At 61.6% G+C, this 15367-nt stretch carries 14 protein-coding genes; 4 read left to right on the top strand and 10 right to left on the bottom strand.

Features of this window, described 5'->3' with window-relative positions; translation table 11 throughout:
- Positions 1-68: 68 nt before the first annotated feature.
- Together NATGR_RS05625 and NATGR_RS05615 are read left to right on the top strand one after the other, a co-directional pair.
- Positions 69-872, top strand: a complete 804-nt coding sequence (locus tag NATGR_RS05625; protein ID WP_005580635.1) for a TrmB family transcriptional regulator — start codon at positions 69-71, stop codon at positions 870-872.
- 397 nt (positions 873-1269) lie between these two features.
- On the top strand, positions 1270-2754 hold the full coding sequence (locus NATGR_RS05615) for a globin-coupled sensor protein (RefSeq protein ID WP_005580636.1): 1485 nt from the start codon (positions 1270-1272) through the stop codon (positions 2752-2754).
- A 307-nt stretch (positions 2755-3061) separates the two neighbouring features.
- Here NATGR_RS05615 and NATGR_RS05610 read toward each other — a convergent pair whose 3' ends face one another.
- Positions 3062-4399, bottom strand: coding sequence for a metallophosphoesterase (locus NATGR_RS05610; protein ID WP_005580637.1), 1338 nt, complete (start codon positions 4397-4399; stop codon positions 3062-3064).
- A 95-nt stretch (positions 4400-4494) separates the two neighbouring features.
- Here NATGR_RS05610 and NATGR_RS05605 point away from each other — a divergent pair, with 95 nt between their 5' ends.
- Positions 4495-5100: a riboflavin synthase gene (locus NATGR_RS05605; protein WP_005580638.1), complete on the top strand. Its 606-nt coding sequence runs from the start codon at positions 4495-4497 to the stop codon at positions 5098-5100.
- 194 nt (positions 5101-5294) lie between these two features.
- Here the strand turns inward: NATGR_RS05605 and NATGR_RS05600 are convergent, their stop codons facing one another.
- The 3 genes from NATGR_RS05600 to NATGR_RS05590 form a co-directional block, all read right to left on the bottom strand.
- Entirely contained in the window at positions 5295-5753 is a 459-nt protein-coding gene (locus tag NATGR_RS05600) for a Tfx family DNA-binding protein (RefSeq protein WP_005580639.1), read from the bottom strand.
- A 92-nt stretch (positions 5754-5845) separates the two neighbouring features.
- Entirely contained in the window at positions 5846-6823 is a 978-nt protein-coding gene (locus NATGR_RS05595; RefSeq protein ID WP_005580640.1) for an MBL fold metallo-hydrolase, read from the bottom strand.
- 95 nt (positions 6824-6918) lie between these two features.
- On the bottom strand, positions 6919-7485 hold the full coding sequence (locus NATGR_RS05590) for a DoxX family membrane protein (protein ID WP_005580641.1): 567 nt from the start codon (positions 7483-7485) through the stop codon (positions 6919-6921).
- Positions 7486-7663: 178 nt separating this feature from the next.
- Here NATGR_RS05590 and NATGR_RS05585 point away from each other — a divergent pair, with 178 nt between their 5' ends.
- Positions 7664-8812 carry an MBL fold metallo-hydrolase gene (locus NATGR_RS05585; protein ID WP_015233371.1) on the top strand — a complete coding sequence of 383 codons (1149 nt, stop codon included), beginning with the start codon at positions 7664-7666 and terminating at the stop codon, positions 8810-8812.
- Here NATGR_RS05585 and NATGR_RS05580 read toward each other — a convergent pair.
- The 6 genes from NATGR_RS05580 to NATGR_RS05555 all read right to left on the bottom strand — a co-directional run bounded on the left by NATGR_RS05580 (position 8809) and on the right by NATGR_RS05555 (position 15352).
- On the bottom strand, positions 8809-9138 hold the full coding sequence (locus NATGR_RS05580) for a nuclear transport factor 2 family protein (RefSeq protein WP_005580645.1): 330 nt from the start codon (positions 9136-9138) through the stop codon (positions 8809-8811). The two genes, NATGR_RS05585 and NATGR_RS05580, sit on opposite strands and share 4 nt — an antisense overlap.
- 162 nt (positions 9139-9300) lie before the next feature.
- Positions 9301-10635, bottom strand: coding sequence for an ABC transporter ATP-binding protein (locus NATGR_RS05575; RefSeq protein ID WP_005580647.1), 1335 nt, complete (start codon positions 10633-10635; stop codon positions 9301-9303).
- Entirely contained in the window at positions 10628-11719 is a 1092-nt protein-coding gene (locus NATGR_RS05570; protein ID WP_005580648.1) for an ABC transporter ATP-binding protein, read from the bottom strand. Before NATGR_RS05570 ends, NATGR_RS05575 begins: the two co-directional genes overlap by 8 nt.
- Complete coding sequence (locus NATGR_RS05565) at positions 11719-12657, bottom strand: ABC transporter permease (protein WP_005580649.1); 939 nt, start codon at positions 12655-12657, stop codon at positions 11719-11721. The genes NATGR_RS05570 and NATGR_RS05565 overlap by 1 nt, the downstream gene beginning before the upstream one ends.
- Complete coding sequence (locus tag NATGR_RS05560) at positions 12654-13634, bottom strand: ABC transporter permease (RefSeq protein WP_005580650.1); 981 nt, start codon at positions 13632-13634, stop codon at positions 12654-12656. Before NATGR_RS05560 ends, NATGR_RS05565 begins: the two co-directional genes overlap by 4 nt.
- Before the next feature lie 107 nt (positions 13635-13741).
- Positions 13742-15352: an ABC transporter substrate-binding protein gene (locus NATGR_RS05555; protein WP_005580651.1), complete on the bottom strand. Its 1611-nt coding sequence runs from the start codon at positions 15350-15352 to the stop codon at positions 13742-13744.
- Positions 15353-15367: the final 15 nt, after the last annotated feature.

Below are 15367 nucleotides of genomic sequence, written 5' to 3'. Positions count from 1 at the left end.
ACCGGTCGAATAGCTCCTCCAGCAAACTACCACAGTGTTTATGTTTCTTCGGACGGTTCGTTTCGAACATGGCCAGTCTCAGGGATCTCGGGCTCTCGGAGTACGAGGCTCGGGCGTACCGATCGCTGCTAAATACCGGCCCCACAACGGCCAAAGAGTTGTCGCGCGCGAGTGACGTGCCGATGGGGCGGATCTACGACGTCCTAAACAGCATCGAGCAGTACAACCTCGTCCGGAGCCAGACCGCGAGCCGGCCGAAGAAGTACGTCGCCGTCGAGCCCGCGACAGCACTCGATCGCCTACTCGAGGACAAGAAACGCGAACTCGACGAGAAAGCCGACCAGTACGAATCGATCGTCGACGAGTTGTCGGACGAACTCGATGCTGCCGAGCCGGTCGAAGAACAGTTCTGGACTGCTGCGGTCGGTCCCGAAGAGACCAAAGACCTCCTGTTGGAACGACTCGCGGCCGCCGACCGCGACATCGTGATGATCGCAGCGAATCCGGTTCCACAGCGGGACATGCAGACAGCTGGCGAGGATATTCTCGAAGAAGTCGAGAGCGCGCTGGATCGTGGCGTCTCCATCGACGTGTTGATGAGCCGGGATCTGGTTGATGCCCTGTCGGAAACCGTCGGTAAACGATATCGCAACTCGCTACAGAGTCGAGAAGACTTCGACGTCCGGACGAACGACGACGTGACGGGGTCGTTCAACGTCATCGACGGCGTCGAAGTCTGTATCCAGATCCCGAACCCGTTGGCGTCGGGCGACACGTTCGGAATGATCGACCTGAAAGACCCCGAATTCGCCGCGAACGTTCAAGAGGAGTTCGTGCCGCGGTGGGAAGAGGCCGAACCGCTGACGTTCTGATCGAGAGTCACGACGACGGAAAGACGATCGCTCACCACACCTCGAATGGGGTCGTGACAGCGCGGCTGCTTCATACGGACTGCTGTCCCGATGTCCCGGCGCGACCGCGCGCTCCTGCGGTCACGTCGGAACTGACTGACAGCAAACCGTATCAGACACTGCTCGGTCGGGTCGCTTTCCAGGATTAAAAGCTCTCAGAATAATGTTCGTTCGAGGGATAAATATTAGTAACGATAGCCAGACAAGTATTTGAGATTGTTTCCGCTCAGAGCCTGAGAGCACACAAATCGACCAGTATGTTTATACATATAGCGATTAGCCATTGTGTCAGATGGTCAACTACGGTAGGCTGTTTGGGCGGGGTGGATTAAGTTCGACGTTCGAAAGTGACCAGTTGATGACAGAATGTGGGCTCGACGAAGAGGAAATAGCGTGGCGAAAAGAGTTCGTCAACTTCGATCGAACTGACGAGCAGCGTCTCTCGGAGTTAGCCGACCTCTTCCAGGAGCGAAGCGACGACGTTGCAGACGACTTCTACGACAATCTCGTTGCACACGAACAAACGGCGGAAATCTTCAATCGATCGGAGAAGACAGTCGACCAGTTAAAACAGACTCAGGCGGCGTATCTCACGACGCTTGCGACCGGCGATTACGGGGTCGAATACTTCGAAACGCGTGCCCGAGTCGGCAAGATCCACGACCTGTTGGACATGCCAATGAAACATTATATCGGCCAGTATGGGATCTATTACGATCTCGTCCTTCCGTTACTGTTCGATCGGCTCGAGGAGAGACTCACCGATCGCCTTACCGAAAACGAGGCCACCACCGATGGTGGCGTTTCGATCGCCTCACAGCCATCGTCCCGCCGGCTCGAGGACGGCGTCAGCGAAGAACTCGACCGAACACTCGAGGAGGTACTCGCCGTCTTACGCATAATCAACCTCGATATGCAGGTTGTCGCCGACACGTACATTCACTCCTACAGTGAGCGTCTCACCGAGACGATCGACGAACGCGACCGCCTCATGCAAGACGTCAAAGACGACGTCGCAGAGCCGATCGAGAGTCTGCAGAATTCAACGGAAGACATCGCCAGCAGTACGGAAGAGATCAGCGACATCGCTCGCGAGCAGGCCGACTCGAGTGTCGAGGTCAGCAAGGAAGTCGCAAACGTGAGTGCTACGATCGAGGAGATCGCGGCAACTGCTGAGAACGTCGCCGAGACCAGCAAGCACGCCGAAGAGATGGCTAGAGAAGGCCACGAGTCGGCGGCCGAGGCGATCGACGCGATGGGACGGATCGACGATGCGTCCCAGAACGTCGTCGACGCCGTCTCCCAACTCGAGAGACGTCTCGAGGAGATCGACGACATCGTCGAGGTGATCGACGACATCGCCGACCAGACGAACCTGCTTGCACTGAATGCCTCGATCGAGGCGGCCCAGGCAGGTGAGGCCGGCGCTGGGTTCGCCGTCGTCGCAGACGAGGTCAAGTCGCTGGCAGAAGAGTCACAGCGACACGCAAGCGAGATCGAGACGATTGTCGACGACGTCAAAGACGACACTGCACGGACGGTCGAGCGGTTAGAGGAGACGACCCGGGAAGTCGATCGCGGCATCGACCAAGTCGAATCGTCTATGAAGAAACTGCAGGAGATCGTCGACGCCGTCGCAGAGGCGTCGAACGGGATACAGGAACTGTCGGACGCGACGGACGACCAGGCATCCTCGACGGAAGAAATCTCGAGTATGATGGACGAGCTCGTCGAACAGGCCGACAGCGTGGCCGACGAGATTTCGGCGGTCGCGACCGAGAACGAACAGCAGACCGAGCACGTTCAGGATATCAGCCAGACGATCTCACAGTTGACAGACTGAGCGAGCACGGGCCCAGACTGCTGTGTCGCTGTCCTGGTACAAGTCGGGTGGCGGGTTCGCCGGGACCGATCGACAGGGCCCGTCTCGAACGGCCCTGTCTGTGGTCGGTTCGACGCAGCAGTCGACGCTTGGCGGAGTACTAGTGCTTTGGCAAGCCTGAACGGATGAGTGAAACCGAATGCGGTCGTCTGGGTTCACTCAGCAGTCGACGCTTGGCGGAGTACTAGTGGCGGGCCAAGCCTGAACTGATGGGTCGAATCTGGCGGTGTGGCTCGATTCGACCCGTCAGTCGACGGTTGGGACGGTACTAGTTGTGGGTCTGTCGTGTTCGCGTCTTCGCGTTCTCGTCTTCGACGACGTACCGGTCTGGAAGGTCGAGTTCGGGCTCACGGCCGACGGTGAAGAACCGTTCGGTCCGTGTGAGCTCTTCGGTCGCCGGACTCGGCTTCGTGAACTGTTCGAACTCGACGGAGACACCGTCGGCTTCGGGTGCGATGCGAGCAGCGATCAACTGGTAGGAGGGGTAAAACACCGGTGGCAGGATGCCGATGATGCCGTCCCGCCGGTGGAGTCGTTTGAGCCACGTTCCAGTGTTGACCATGATGCCACCGTCTACTTCGCGAAGCGTCGGTCGGTGGGTGTGACCATAACAGAAAATCGTCTTCTCGGGTTGCTCGTCGAAGACCTCGCGAGCGGCCTCCTCGTACGGTGCCTCTGGGTCGACGGTGAGATCAGTCTCGAAGATACCGAACCGATCGACCGTCTTCTTGATGTCTCGCCGGATGAGATGCAGCGGAATCCAGACGAGCAACAGCAAGCCCGCTACAGCGACGTTGATGGTCAGTAGGAACCAGGCTGCGGTTCCAGCGCGTCCGAACTGCCCGAGAAACTCGGTCGTCCGATCGACCGGAATTGGCCAGACTCCCACAAGATCCAGGCCTGCGAGTATCGCGAGGAGTGCACTGATGTTGAACAAAAGCAAGAACGGGATCAACGAATAACGCAACACAGGGTTCATCTCCCGATAGAAGTACTTCGAGAACAGCCAGATCGGCATTCGCTCGGTTGGCGTGACCGCCTGAACGTCTTTCAGCCAGTTGTACCTGCCACGATCGGAGAGCTGTCCCGCCCGACTCGTGACGAGGGTGTTGTAGTAGTAGCCAAGCGGCGTCGAGTGTGGATTCCCCCAGTCTTCGATCCGATTGTTCTGGTCTCGCTGGTGGCCGTGTTCGAAGTGGATCACCTGCTCGCCGACCGACCGCGAGAGCGACCGTTCCGGCACGAGATCGACGTTGTACTCGGCGAACCGCTCGATGTACCCGTCGTAGGCCGCGAGCTCGTGGTCGTGATTCCCCGGCAACAGCGTAATCTGGACGTTCGCACCAGTCGCACGGAACTGGTCGAACAGTTCCGGATACGTCTCCTCGAGCACGTCGAACTTCTCGATTCCGTCGACCTTCGTGAACTCCCAGAGACCGAACGCGTCGCCGTTGATGATCAGTTCGGCGTTCTCGTCCGTCCGCTCTAGCCGCTCGAGAAAGTCGAGTAGTTCCGTGCGAAACTCCATCTCCACGAGTTGTTCGTCACCGCCGATGTGGAGGTCGCTGATGACGTAGTAGACCCGATCGTCGGTGTCGCCGTCCATCTGTCGGGGTTTTCTCCCGTATTTCAAAAGGTGTTGCGTTCCGAGAACTGCTCCAATCCGGAACGGCTTTGCCCCGAGATCACTCACTTGCGAGTATGTTCACGGGGATCGTCGAGGAGACCGGCGAGATCGTCACTCGAGAGCGGACCGACGACGGCCTTCGGCTCCGGATCGGTGCCGACGAGGTTGCGGCGGGGCTCGAGCACGGACAAAGCATCAGCGTCAGTGGCACCTGTCTCACGGTCGAACGCTTCGAAGCAGACGACTGGTTCGAGGTCTTTCTCGCGACCGAGACGGTCGAACGGACGTACCTCGGTGGTCTAGAGGAGGGTGACGGCGTCAACTTAGAGCGGGCGATGCCCGCGGACGGTCGATTCGACGGCCACGTCGTTCAGGGACACGTCGACACGGTCGCGACGATTTCGGCCATCGAATCCGTCGACGAAGACTGGTTCTTCGAGTTCGAACTGCCCGAGAAGTATGGCCAGTACGTCGTCGAGAAGGGATCGATCACGCTCGACGGCATCAGTCTGACTGTCGCGGAGTTCGATCCGGACGCCGGCACGATCACCGTCGCGATCATCCCGGCGACGTACGAATTGACGACGCTGTCCGAGAAGTCGATCGGCGATCCGGTCCACCTCGAGGTCGACGTGCTCGCGAAGTACGTCGAACGGCTGCTCGAGTCGCGGTTCGAGTGAGACGGGGCGGTTGTCGCGACCCCATCAGACGGTTTGCTGTCAGTCAGTGCCGGCGCGACCGCGAGTCCGCCTGCGGTCGCGCCGGGACAGCGGGACAGCAGTCCGTCTCAGTCATACGGATTACTGTAGCGATTTACCGGCGCAACCGCCGCCCGGGTCGCGGTTGTGCCGGAAATGACTTACAGTAAACCGTATCAGTCCTGATGCCGGACGCGAACCATCCCTTCGGAGGTGACCCCGACGATCAGCGGTGTCGAGACTTCGCGGCCGGAAACGGCCCCACCTGCGGCATCGTTGACGGCTTTCATGAGGTCGGGTGCAGTGTAGTCGACTTTCACGCCGGCTTCGTCACATGCCTCGTAGACGAGATCGGGCACGTCGTAGAGGTCGGTTCCCCCCGGAACGCGGACGCGAACCGGTGCCCGGAGGGCCTCCGCGAACGCGACCGTTTCGTGAGCCTTCTGTAAATTTTCGCGGGCACTCGCTTCGATCGAGGAGACGTTCGCACGCGAAGTTCCGAGTTCGTCGGCAATCGCCGCCTGCGAGATGTCGCGTTCTCGCAGTGCGAGCACCTGTGCCTGCCGGTACGTCAGGACACTCGAATCCGGATCGAACCCGATATCCTCGAGCAGTTCCTCGACCTCATCGAGCATCACAATCGCCTCCAGCGACCGTTCGGGAGCGGACTCGGACGTTCATACTGGAACGCTAGTGGTGGTGCATAAAACCTTCGTCGGTCCACCGATTACGACTCGAGCGGCCAGCGGCCGTCGTCGATCGTCTCGAGTTCGTCGTCGACTCCCGCCGCGAGTCGGTACTCGCCCCCCTCGCTGACGACGGCTCCTGCCCGTTCGAGATGATCGAGGTGAGCGTAGGACTCGCCGGGCCCATGCAGGATGTGAATGTCCTCGAGGTCGCCGAAGAGGTCGGCGCTGACGGTCCAGGTGTCACACGGTCCGATCCGGTCGAGCGCGTCGAGGACGCGGTAGGCTCGCTCTTCGTGGTGATGAACGATGTGTTTTGCTCGACCGGCCGGATCGTCGATCGGGTCGCGGTGGCCCGGCCAGGCCCGATCGTAGTCGGCGTCCGCGACTGTCCGGAGTGCCCGGAGGTACTTCTCGAGTGGGTCGTCGACTCGGACGTCGGCCCCACCGACGTTGGGCGTGTAGACCGGCAAGAGAGCGTCACCGGAGCAGACCTCGTCGCCGACCGCGAACAAACAGAGCCCGGCCGCGTGGCCGGACGCGTGGACGACCTCGAGTTCGGTACTGCCGACGGTGAACGTGTCGCCGTCCTCGATGGGGGTCACGGTCGGCGTGCTGGCGGTCTCGTCGGGGCCGACGATTCGATCGCGCAGCGTCTCGCGGTCCGGTTCCGGCATCCCCCACTGCTCGAAGTACTCCTCCTGGAGCTCGAACAGCTCTTCCCAGGCCGCTCGATCTCCTTCGACGAGCGGCGCGTCGGCACGGTGGACGTAGACGTCTGCACCGCTTTCGGCCTGGATTTCGCCAGCGAGCCCCGTGTGGTCGTGGTGCCAGTGAGTGAGGAAGATCCGGTCGACATCCGCAAAGCCGACGCCGTGGTTGGCCAGCCCGGCCTCGAGTTGCTCGCGCGTCTCGGACAGCCAGTCACCCGTGTCGATCAGGGTCGTCTCCGCTCCGGCGAAGAGGTACGCGTTGTTGGCACCCTCGAACGCGGAGTTAGACAGCGAGATCCGTTCCATGGCTTTCGTTTAGCTGCAGGGGCAAAACTGTGCTGTGGTTCACGACCGATCGAACGAGGAAAAAGAGCGTCGGAGAGCGAGACTAGCGACCGGATTCAGCCCAGGAGGTAGCGGAGTTTCGGGTAGCGTTCGCCCAGCGGCTGACCGCTGACCTCGAGTTGTTCGATGTAGCGATCGAGTCCGGCCATACGTCCCGCAGCGAACGCGCCCAGTGCCAGGAGCAGGACGGCGTAGATAAGCGCCGAGTCGAACAGTGCGAGCCAGTCGCCTTCCCAGCCGCCGAGGTAGAACATCATCATCTGCATGGCTCCACCCAGCGCGGCGAGGCGGACGAAGGCCCCGAGTATCAGTGCCACGCCGATCAACACCTGCGTCACTGGGACGACGACGTTGATGATCTCGAGCAACGCGGCGTTGCTCCCCATCGCGGCGTAGAGCCCACTGACGGGGCTTGCGGGATCGACGCCGTGAACGAGATAGCCACTCGCGTCGAACGGTTCACCGCCAACGAACGCGAACTTGCCCAGCCCTGCAAACAGCATCATGCCGCCCATCAGGAAGCGGAGAGCGACGACGAACCACGCACTGATTGCATGTGGGTTGCTTTCGAGCGTTACGCCACCGAAACGACTTTCAAGACGATTTTCCGAAGTTGCTGCCATTGTCGGTCACCTCTTACGGGTGAGCGTTCGAAGGTCAATTACTTGAACCGAACTGGAGTTCCCGTCCGACAGAAACAGTTCCCACAAAATAGGAACAGAGACCGAACATGTTGTGTTTGCTCGTATCGCCGGCGACTGCACGACGACGTTTACGACCGTCGGGCCCGTACGAACTATCATGGTCACCACGATCACCGCTGGCCGACTCGCGGAACTGATCGACGAGGACGCCGACTTCGCACTCGTCGATACTCGGCCTGAGGACAGCTACGAGTCCTGGCACGTACCCGGAGCGAAACACTTCCCGTTCGGGCCGGAGGAAGACCTCGAGGCGGACGGCCAACTCGAGGCGTTCGACGACGCCGTCGGCGACACAGACCACGTGATTACCATCTGTGCGAAGGGAATCTCCTCGGGGAACCTGGCGACACAACTCGAGTCGGCGACCGACGAGTACGCGGTGCAGGCCGTCGGCGGCGGAATGAAAGCCTGGAGCGGCGTCTACGACCACGCCCAGATCGACGTCGATGGCGACGTGCGAATCGTCCAGGTGCAGCGTCGCGCGAAGGGCTGTCTCGGCTACGTCGTCGGCTGTGAGCGGACGGGAGAGGCCGTCGTCGTCGACCCGACCGCGGACACCGACGAGTACGTCGTCGCCGCGGAGGAAGCCGACCTCTCGATCGTCGGCGTGGTCGACACGCACGTCCACGCCGATCACGTCTCCGGCGGCCGAGAACTCGCCGACGACCTCGAGGTTCCCTACTACCTCGGCGAACTGGCAGCCGACCGGGACGTGGAACTCGAGTTCACGCCGCTCGAGCGAAACGAGGTACTCGAGGTCGGCGAACGCGAGTGCAAGTCACTGTACGCGCCGGGCCATACGAGCGACATGATCAACCTGCTGGTCGACGACCAGGCGCTACTGACGGCCGACACGTTACACGCCGACTCGACGGGACGAACGGAACTCGAGTTCAGCGAAGACGCGGGGCAAGAAGGTGCAGAAATGCTCTACGAGACGATCCACCGGACGATCCTCACCGAACCCGAGTCGGTCGTCGTCCTGCCGGGCCACGTCACGGTCACCGCAGAAGGCGAGTTCAGCCACGGCTCGCCCGGCGAACCGATCACGACCACGATACGCGCGGCCAGAACAGGGATCGACCTGCTCTCGCTCGAGCGCGAGGACTTCGTCGATCGCATGGCCGATGCCGGCGAGAAGCCCGCGAACTACGAGAAGATAATCGACCGCAATCGCGGTGACCTCAAAATCGTCCCCGAGGAACGGGTCGAACTCGAGATGGGGCCGAACAACTGTTCCGCTTAACGAGAGTAGGTCTCGAGTCGGACGAGTCGGCCGTCCTCGAGTTCGAAGAAGTCGGCGAACTCGAACAGCAGCGTATCGCCGTCGACGACGCGTCCGCGAACGGCCACCCGTTCGCGGTCGGCGTCGACGACTATCGACTCGAGGTCGTGGTTCGTGTCGGTATTCGGACGTTTCTCGCGCATGAACTGGACGAACGCCTCGCGGTTCTCGAACGTTCTGTCGGGCCGTCGCTGGACGAACGCCGGCGCGAGCACCGACTCGAGCGCTGCATAGTCGTTCTCGTCGAGTGCGTCGTAGTACTGGCGGACGAGGGCGGCCGGGTTCATGGCGGAACGTTTCGACTCGAGTGGCAAAAGCCTGGTACTCGCCTCTCGATCACCGACTCGATAGCGACCTCGAAGAGCGGAGTTCCAGCGAGCGTCGACCGAACGCAGCACATCCGAGGCCCACCCTGCGGTTGTATCGGGAGTGGCTCCCGGGAGCGCGTCTCAGTTCGGGTCGTAGCTGCCGCCACCCTCGGGACCGTATCGCGGGTCGTCGTCGTACCGAACGCACTTTGCTGTCTGCTCGCTCGTGATCTGGTGGGTCTCGAGTCCGTCGCGTTCACACGGCGTCGCAAACGCCGTTGCGAGTTGCTCGCGGGCAGCGTCGCGGTCGCCAGCTACCGTCGTCTCGAGCGCTTCCGAGAGTACCCGCTCGGCGTCGGCATCGGAGAGTACTGTGGGGATGTCGTAGGCTTCGCGGATCGCTTCCGGCGTCTCTTCGTCTTCGTCTTCGGTTTCCGGTAGAGTGAGTTCACCCTGTAACAGGTCGTGCCGGAGGTTCACGACCGCTCGCCAGTGATCTTGCTCCATCTCGTACCCTTCGGGCTGGACAATCTTCGGACAGCGTGGGTGGAACCGACAGCCACTCGGGACGTCGACCGGGTCCGGCACCTCGCCGACGAGTTCGATCCGCTCGCGGTTCTCGCTCGGATCGATTCGGGGAACCGAAGAGACCAGCGCTTGCGTGTAGGGGTGTTTCGGGTCGTTGATAATCTGATCGGCCGGACCGACCTCGACCAGTTCGCCGAGGTACATGATCCCGATCCGGTCACACATGTGTTTGAGCAGGGAGAGGTCGTGGCTGATGTAGACCGCGGTCAATCCTAACTCCGACTGCAGTCGCTTGAACAGATCGAGGATGCTCGCACGAATCGAGACGTCGAGCATGCTCGCGGGTTCGTCGGCAAGCAGGAACGACGGCTCGAGTGCGAGCGCCCTTGCGATGCCGACGCGCTGGCGCTCTCCGCCGCTGAGTTCGCTCGGATACTCGTGAGCGTAGGCCGCCGCGGGCTCGAGGCCGGCCTGTTCGATCGTCTCGTAGACGCGGGCGTCGCGTTCTTCTTTCGTCCCGATGTCGTGGACGTCCAGCGGTTCTTTGACCCACTCGTAGACGGTAAACCGTGGGTTGAGCGACTTGTACGGGTCCTGGTGGATGATCTGGGCTTCACGACGGAACTCGTTGAGTTCCTGTCCGCCGACGTCGGTGATCTCGTTCCCGTCGAAGTAAATCTCGCCCCCGGTCGGCTCGAGCAGCCTGATGGCGCTTTTGCCAAGCGTCGTCTTGCCACAACCGGATTCACCGGCCAAGCCGAACGCTTCGCCCTCCCGGATCGACAGGGAGACGCCGTCGACGGCCTTGACCGCGTCGTTGCTCTCTCCTCGGAGAATCCGCGAGACGAGCCCAGTGTTGACGGGGAAGTGTTTCTCGAGGTTCTCGACTTGCAACTTGTACGACGCGTCGGCGTCGGCGGGACGGTCGGTCTCGAGCGATTCAGTCATCGAGTTCCACCTCCGATTCCGCTTTCTGGTCCCCGCCGATCGGCGCTGTGTCGTCGCTTGGACGACCCAGTTCCTGGTCGTGCCAGGTCGACTTCTTCCCGGCTTCTTCCTGGAGGTAGTCGATCTCGTCGGCTCGGTGGCACTTGACCCGGTGCCCGTTGCCGTACGATTCGGTCTCTGGCGTTGCTTTCCAGCACTCCTCTCGAGCGAACGGACAGCGTGGAGCGAATCGACAGCCTTCGCCAGGATCGACGAGGTCCGGCGGCGTGCCGGGGATGGAGATGAGTTCCTGGTCGTCGTCACTGATGTCCGGGAACGCGTTTCGCAGTCCGAGCGTGTACGGATGGCGGGGGTTCGTGATGATCGTCTCGGCGTCGGCGATCTCGACGATGCGGCCACCGTAGACCACGGCGATGCGGTCGCAGGTTTCACTGACGACCGACATGTCGTGGGTGACCATGATCATCGCGCTGTTTATCTCCGTTTGCATCTCCTTGATCGTGTCCAGGATTCGATCCTGAATCACGACGTCGAGGGCCGTCGTCGGTTCGTCCGCGAGCACGAGCGACGGTGAAAGGGAGAGTGCAAGTGCGATCATCGCTCGCTGAGCCATCCCCCCCGAGAACTGGTGGGGATAGTCGTCGACGCGATCCGGGTCGATCCCGAGGTCGTCGAACAGGTCGCGAGCGCGTTCGCGAGCCTCCGCTTTCGAGGTATCGTTCTCGTGGTACGTGACGACTTCGACGATCTGCTCGCCAACGGTGTAGACGGGATCGAATCCATTCATCGCGTTCTGTGGGATCATCGAAATCTCCGACCAGCGGATCTGCTTTCGCAGTTCCCGGTCAGAGAGGTCGGTCACCTCGGTCCCCTCGAACTCGATCGATCCGTCCCTGATCTCGGCGTTGTCCGGTAGTAACCGGATGATCGACTTTGCGAGTGTCGTCTTGCCGCTGCCACTTTCGCCAACCAGGCCGACGGTCTCTCCGCGTTCGATCGACAGCGAGGCGTCGTCCGTCGCACGAACCCAGCCGTCGTCGGCCCGGTAGTACGTCTTCAGTCCGTTGATATCGAGTAGCGTCATTATTGATGTTGGAGCTCCGGATTGACCTCTTTCTCGAGCGTGCGACCGATGAAGAACACTGCCATCACGAACAGCATGATCGCGATGCCCGGCGGGAAGACCCACCACCAGGCCTCGCGGATCGCGTTGGCGGTGTAGACGTTGTAGATCATCTCACCCCACGAGAGCATGTCGGGGTCGCCAAAGCCGAGAAACGAGAGGCTCGCCTCGGCGATGACCGCCCACGCGACCGCGAAGGCCGCATACAGGAAGGTAAGCGGCAAGACGTTCGGGAGGATGTGCCGGTACATGATCCGTACGTGACCGGCTCCAATCGCTTGTGCGCTCTCGACGTACGGCCGCTGTTTGTGACTCAACACCTGCGAACGGATCACCCGCGCCGTCGATCGCCACAGGATCAACACGATCGCGAGGATGATGTTGAAGAGACTGCTGCCAAGGATCGCCACCAGGACGATCGCAAAGGGCAGGAACGGGACGCCGTAGACGACGTCGGTGATTCGCATCAACGTGTCGTCGACCCAGCCGCCGAAGTAGGCGCTGATCAGGCCGACGTTCGTCCCGATGAACACGGCCATGAAGGCCGCGAGGCTCCCGACAAGCAGCGTCACGCGAGTCCCCGCGATCAACTGCGAGAGCACGTCCCGACCCATGTCGGTCGTCCCGAACGGATGGTCGGCCGACGGCCCTTCGAGTCGCCCGCCAACGGCCCGTTCGGTGGGGTCGTGCGGTGCGAGCCCCGGGATCGTGAGATCCAGCAACTCGAGCGTATACGGCCGGGCGAAGATCCCGACGAAGAGGAAGACTGCCAGGATGACCAGACCGATCTGGCCGAGGCGGTCTCCCTCGAAGACCTCGAGTTTCGTCTGGACGTAGCTGACGCCGTCGCCGATGGTGGCGGTTGCGGCGTCGACCGGGGAGGTTCGTTCGGTACTCATTCGTACTCCACCCTCGGATCGAGGTAGACGTATAGCAGGTCAGCGACGAAATTCATTATTATCACGACTGATCCCATGAGGAAAAACGCCGCCATAGCGAGCGGGTAGTCGTTCTGGTTGACCGCACTCACCATCTCCCGGCCCATGCCGGGCCAGTTGAACACTGTCTCGATGACGACCGAACCACCCATCGCAGCGCCGGTCGCGATCGCGGCGACCGTCACGATGGGGAGAATCGAGTTCCGCGCGGCGTGTTTGTACAGTACTGTCCGTTCGGGCAGTCCCTCCGCTTTCTTGATCTCGATGAAGTCGGCGTTTAACACGTCGAGCATCGTCGAGCGCATCAGCAGGGTCGGCGTCGCCAGGTAGACGATCGCACCCGTCAACGCCGGAAGGAACAGGTGATGCAGAAAGTCGAGCGACCCGTATCTCGCGACGAACCCGCCCCCGAGTTCGCCTCCGGTCGTCCGCATCCCGCTCGAGGGGAACCAGCCGAGCCAGAAGACGAACACGACCAAGAGGACGATGCCGACCCAGAACTCGGGCGAGGAGCGGGCCATCAGCGTCACGACGATGCCGCCGCGTTCGAACCGCGAGTCGCGCCACCACCCCATCAGTGCACCGAACGTGATCCCGATGACGTAGGCGAAAAACAGCGCCGTCCCCATCAGGACGATCGTGTTCATGAACCGTACGGTGATGATGTCGATGACGGGATCGTTGTAGATGAACGATTGTCCGAAGTCTCCAGTTAGCAGTTGTTGTAAGTACTCGACGTACTGAACGTACAACGGCTGATCTAACCCGAGCTCTGCGATCCGCTGTTCGCGTTGCTCCGGCGTCATCCCGTCCATGATAAACATCGACGTCGGATCGCCGGGCATCATTCGAAAGAGGACGAACAGGAGCGTAAAGAACGCCCAGAAGGTCACGACGAGCTGGAGGAGACGCCTAACGACGTACGCTCTCAGCCCCATCGATCTCCCCACCTTAGTTTGCTAGTCGTTATCATATATTGCATGGAAACTCGTATCGTATTTCGTGTCTCGAAGCCATGATTGGGACCGACGACGCGGGCCAGTCGCTACTCCGCGCCGTAGTGGAGACGGCCGTCGTCCCAGCCGTAGCCCGCGTCGGCGAGTTCTTCCCGAGCCGCCTCGAGGTCCTCGGAGAACGCCTCGACGTCGGGGTTGTGCCAGAACTCGTTGTGTTCCGAGATCGTCGTGTGGGTCACCGTCCCCATGCCGTCGCGGATGAACTCGACGTACTCTTCTTTGGGAACGCCGTACGACAGCGCCCGACGAACGGCCACGTCGTCGAACGGTTCGCGGCGCGTGTTGTACTCGATCATCGCGTAGCCGATCGCGTTGAACTCGGCGAGATCGAGGTCGTCGTCGTCTCTGGCTCGATCGACCGCGGTCGGTTGCGGAACGGCACCGACCATGTCGATCTGGCCAGCCTCGAGGTCGTTGACGAGCTGGGACGTGTCCTCGCCCGGGATTCGGATGAACTCGTCGGCGTTTGGCGTCTCGAAGTGATCGTCGAACGCCTCGAGTTGGAGTTCGGCCTGGCGCTCCCAGTCGCGGAACTGGAACGGGCCGCTGCCGATCCAGTTCTCGTCCTCGAAGTCCGTGAGCTCCTCGGGTGCGACGTCGCCCCAGATGTGTTCGGGGAAGATGTACACCTGCCCGAGGACGTTCGCCGTGAACGGGGCGTACTGCTCCTCGAGGTGGAACGTGATCTCGTTGCCGGCGGTGTCGATCTCGTCGATGATCTCGACGAGGTCGCCGTAGGTCGGCGAGTCGGCGTACAGCTCGTAGGTGAACTCGACGTCGTTGACGGTGAGGTCTTCGCCGTCGTGGAAGGTGAGGTCGTCTCGGAGCTCGACGGTGTAGGTCATTCCGCCGTCTTCGATCTCGGGATCGTCCGTCGCGAGCCACGGCTCGGGGAAGCCGTCCGGGCCGATGCGGAACAGTTGGTCGTAGAGCAGGCGGACGAACTGGCGGTCGGGAGTCGCCAGGTCTTGCATGGGGTTCAGCGAGATGATTTCGGAGGGGTAGCCGAACCGGACCGTGTCGTCGTCGGTCGGCGTCGCCGAGATCATGTTCCAGAACGAATTGAGTCCCTCGCCAAGCGTCGGATCGACGTTTTCGACGCGAGCGCTTGCGTACGGGTGGTAGCCGCCTTCGTTCGCGATGTACGTTCGCGGCTGGTTCTCGGCGATGATCTCCTGGGCCTCGTAGACGGTCTGCTGGCGTTCGTCCTCGTCGACCTGGGTGACCTGTAGTTCGGCCAGGTCGTCGTACTCGTCGTGTTCCCACCCCGGCGTGTTTCGGTTCCCCTCCTGCGTGTTGTCGGAGTGGTGCATGTCGTAGATGAACGTATGAGGGTCGATCCGTTCGGGCGTCCCACCCCAGCCCAGCAGCGAGGCGTCGTAGTCCTGCTGGACGACGACTTCGTCGACGTGTGCGTTGAACTGTAACTCCTCGAGGTCGACGTCGAACCCGATCTCCTCCCAGTTCTCCTCGATGGCCGACGCGAGTTCGTTCCGGAAGGGATTGGCCCCGGCGGTCGGTGCGACGAGGTGAATCTCCGGCACTTCCCCCGCGAGTTCCTCGGCACCGTCGACGTCGGACCCGTTTTCTTCGCTGGTACATCCAGCGAGACTGACCGTGAGTCCGGTCACGCCAGCCATCCCCGCCCCCTTCAG

The sequence above is a fragment of the Natronobacterium gregoryi SP2 genome (assembly GCF_000230715.2).
Taxonomy (GTDB): Archaea; Halobacteriota; Halobacteria; order Halobacteriales; family Natrialbaceae; genus Natronobacterium; species Natronobacterium gregoryi.
The sequence above is the reverse complement of the archived record's forward strand: the minus strand, read 5'-3'. Positions and strand labels throughout refer to the sequence as shown.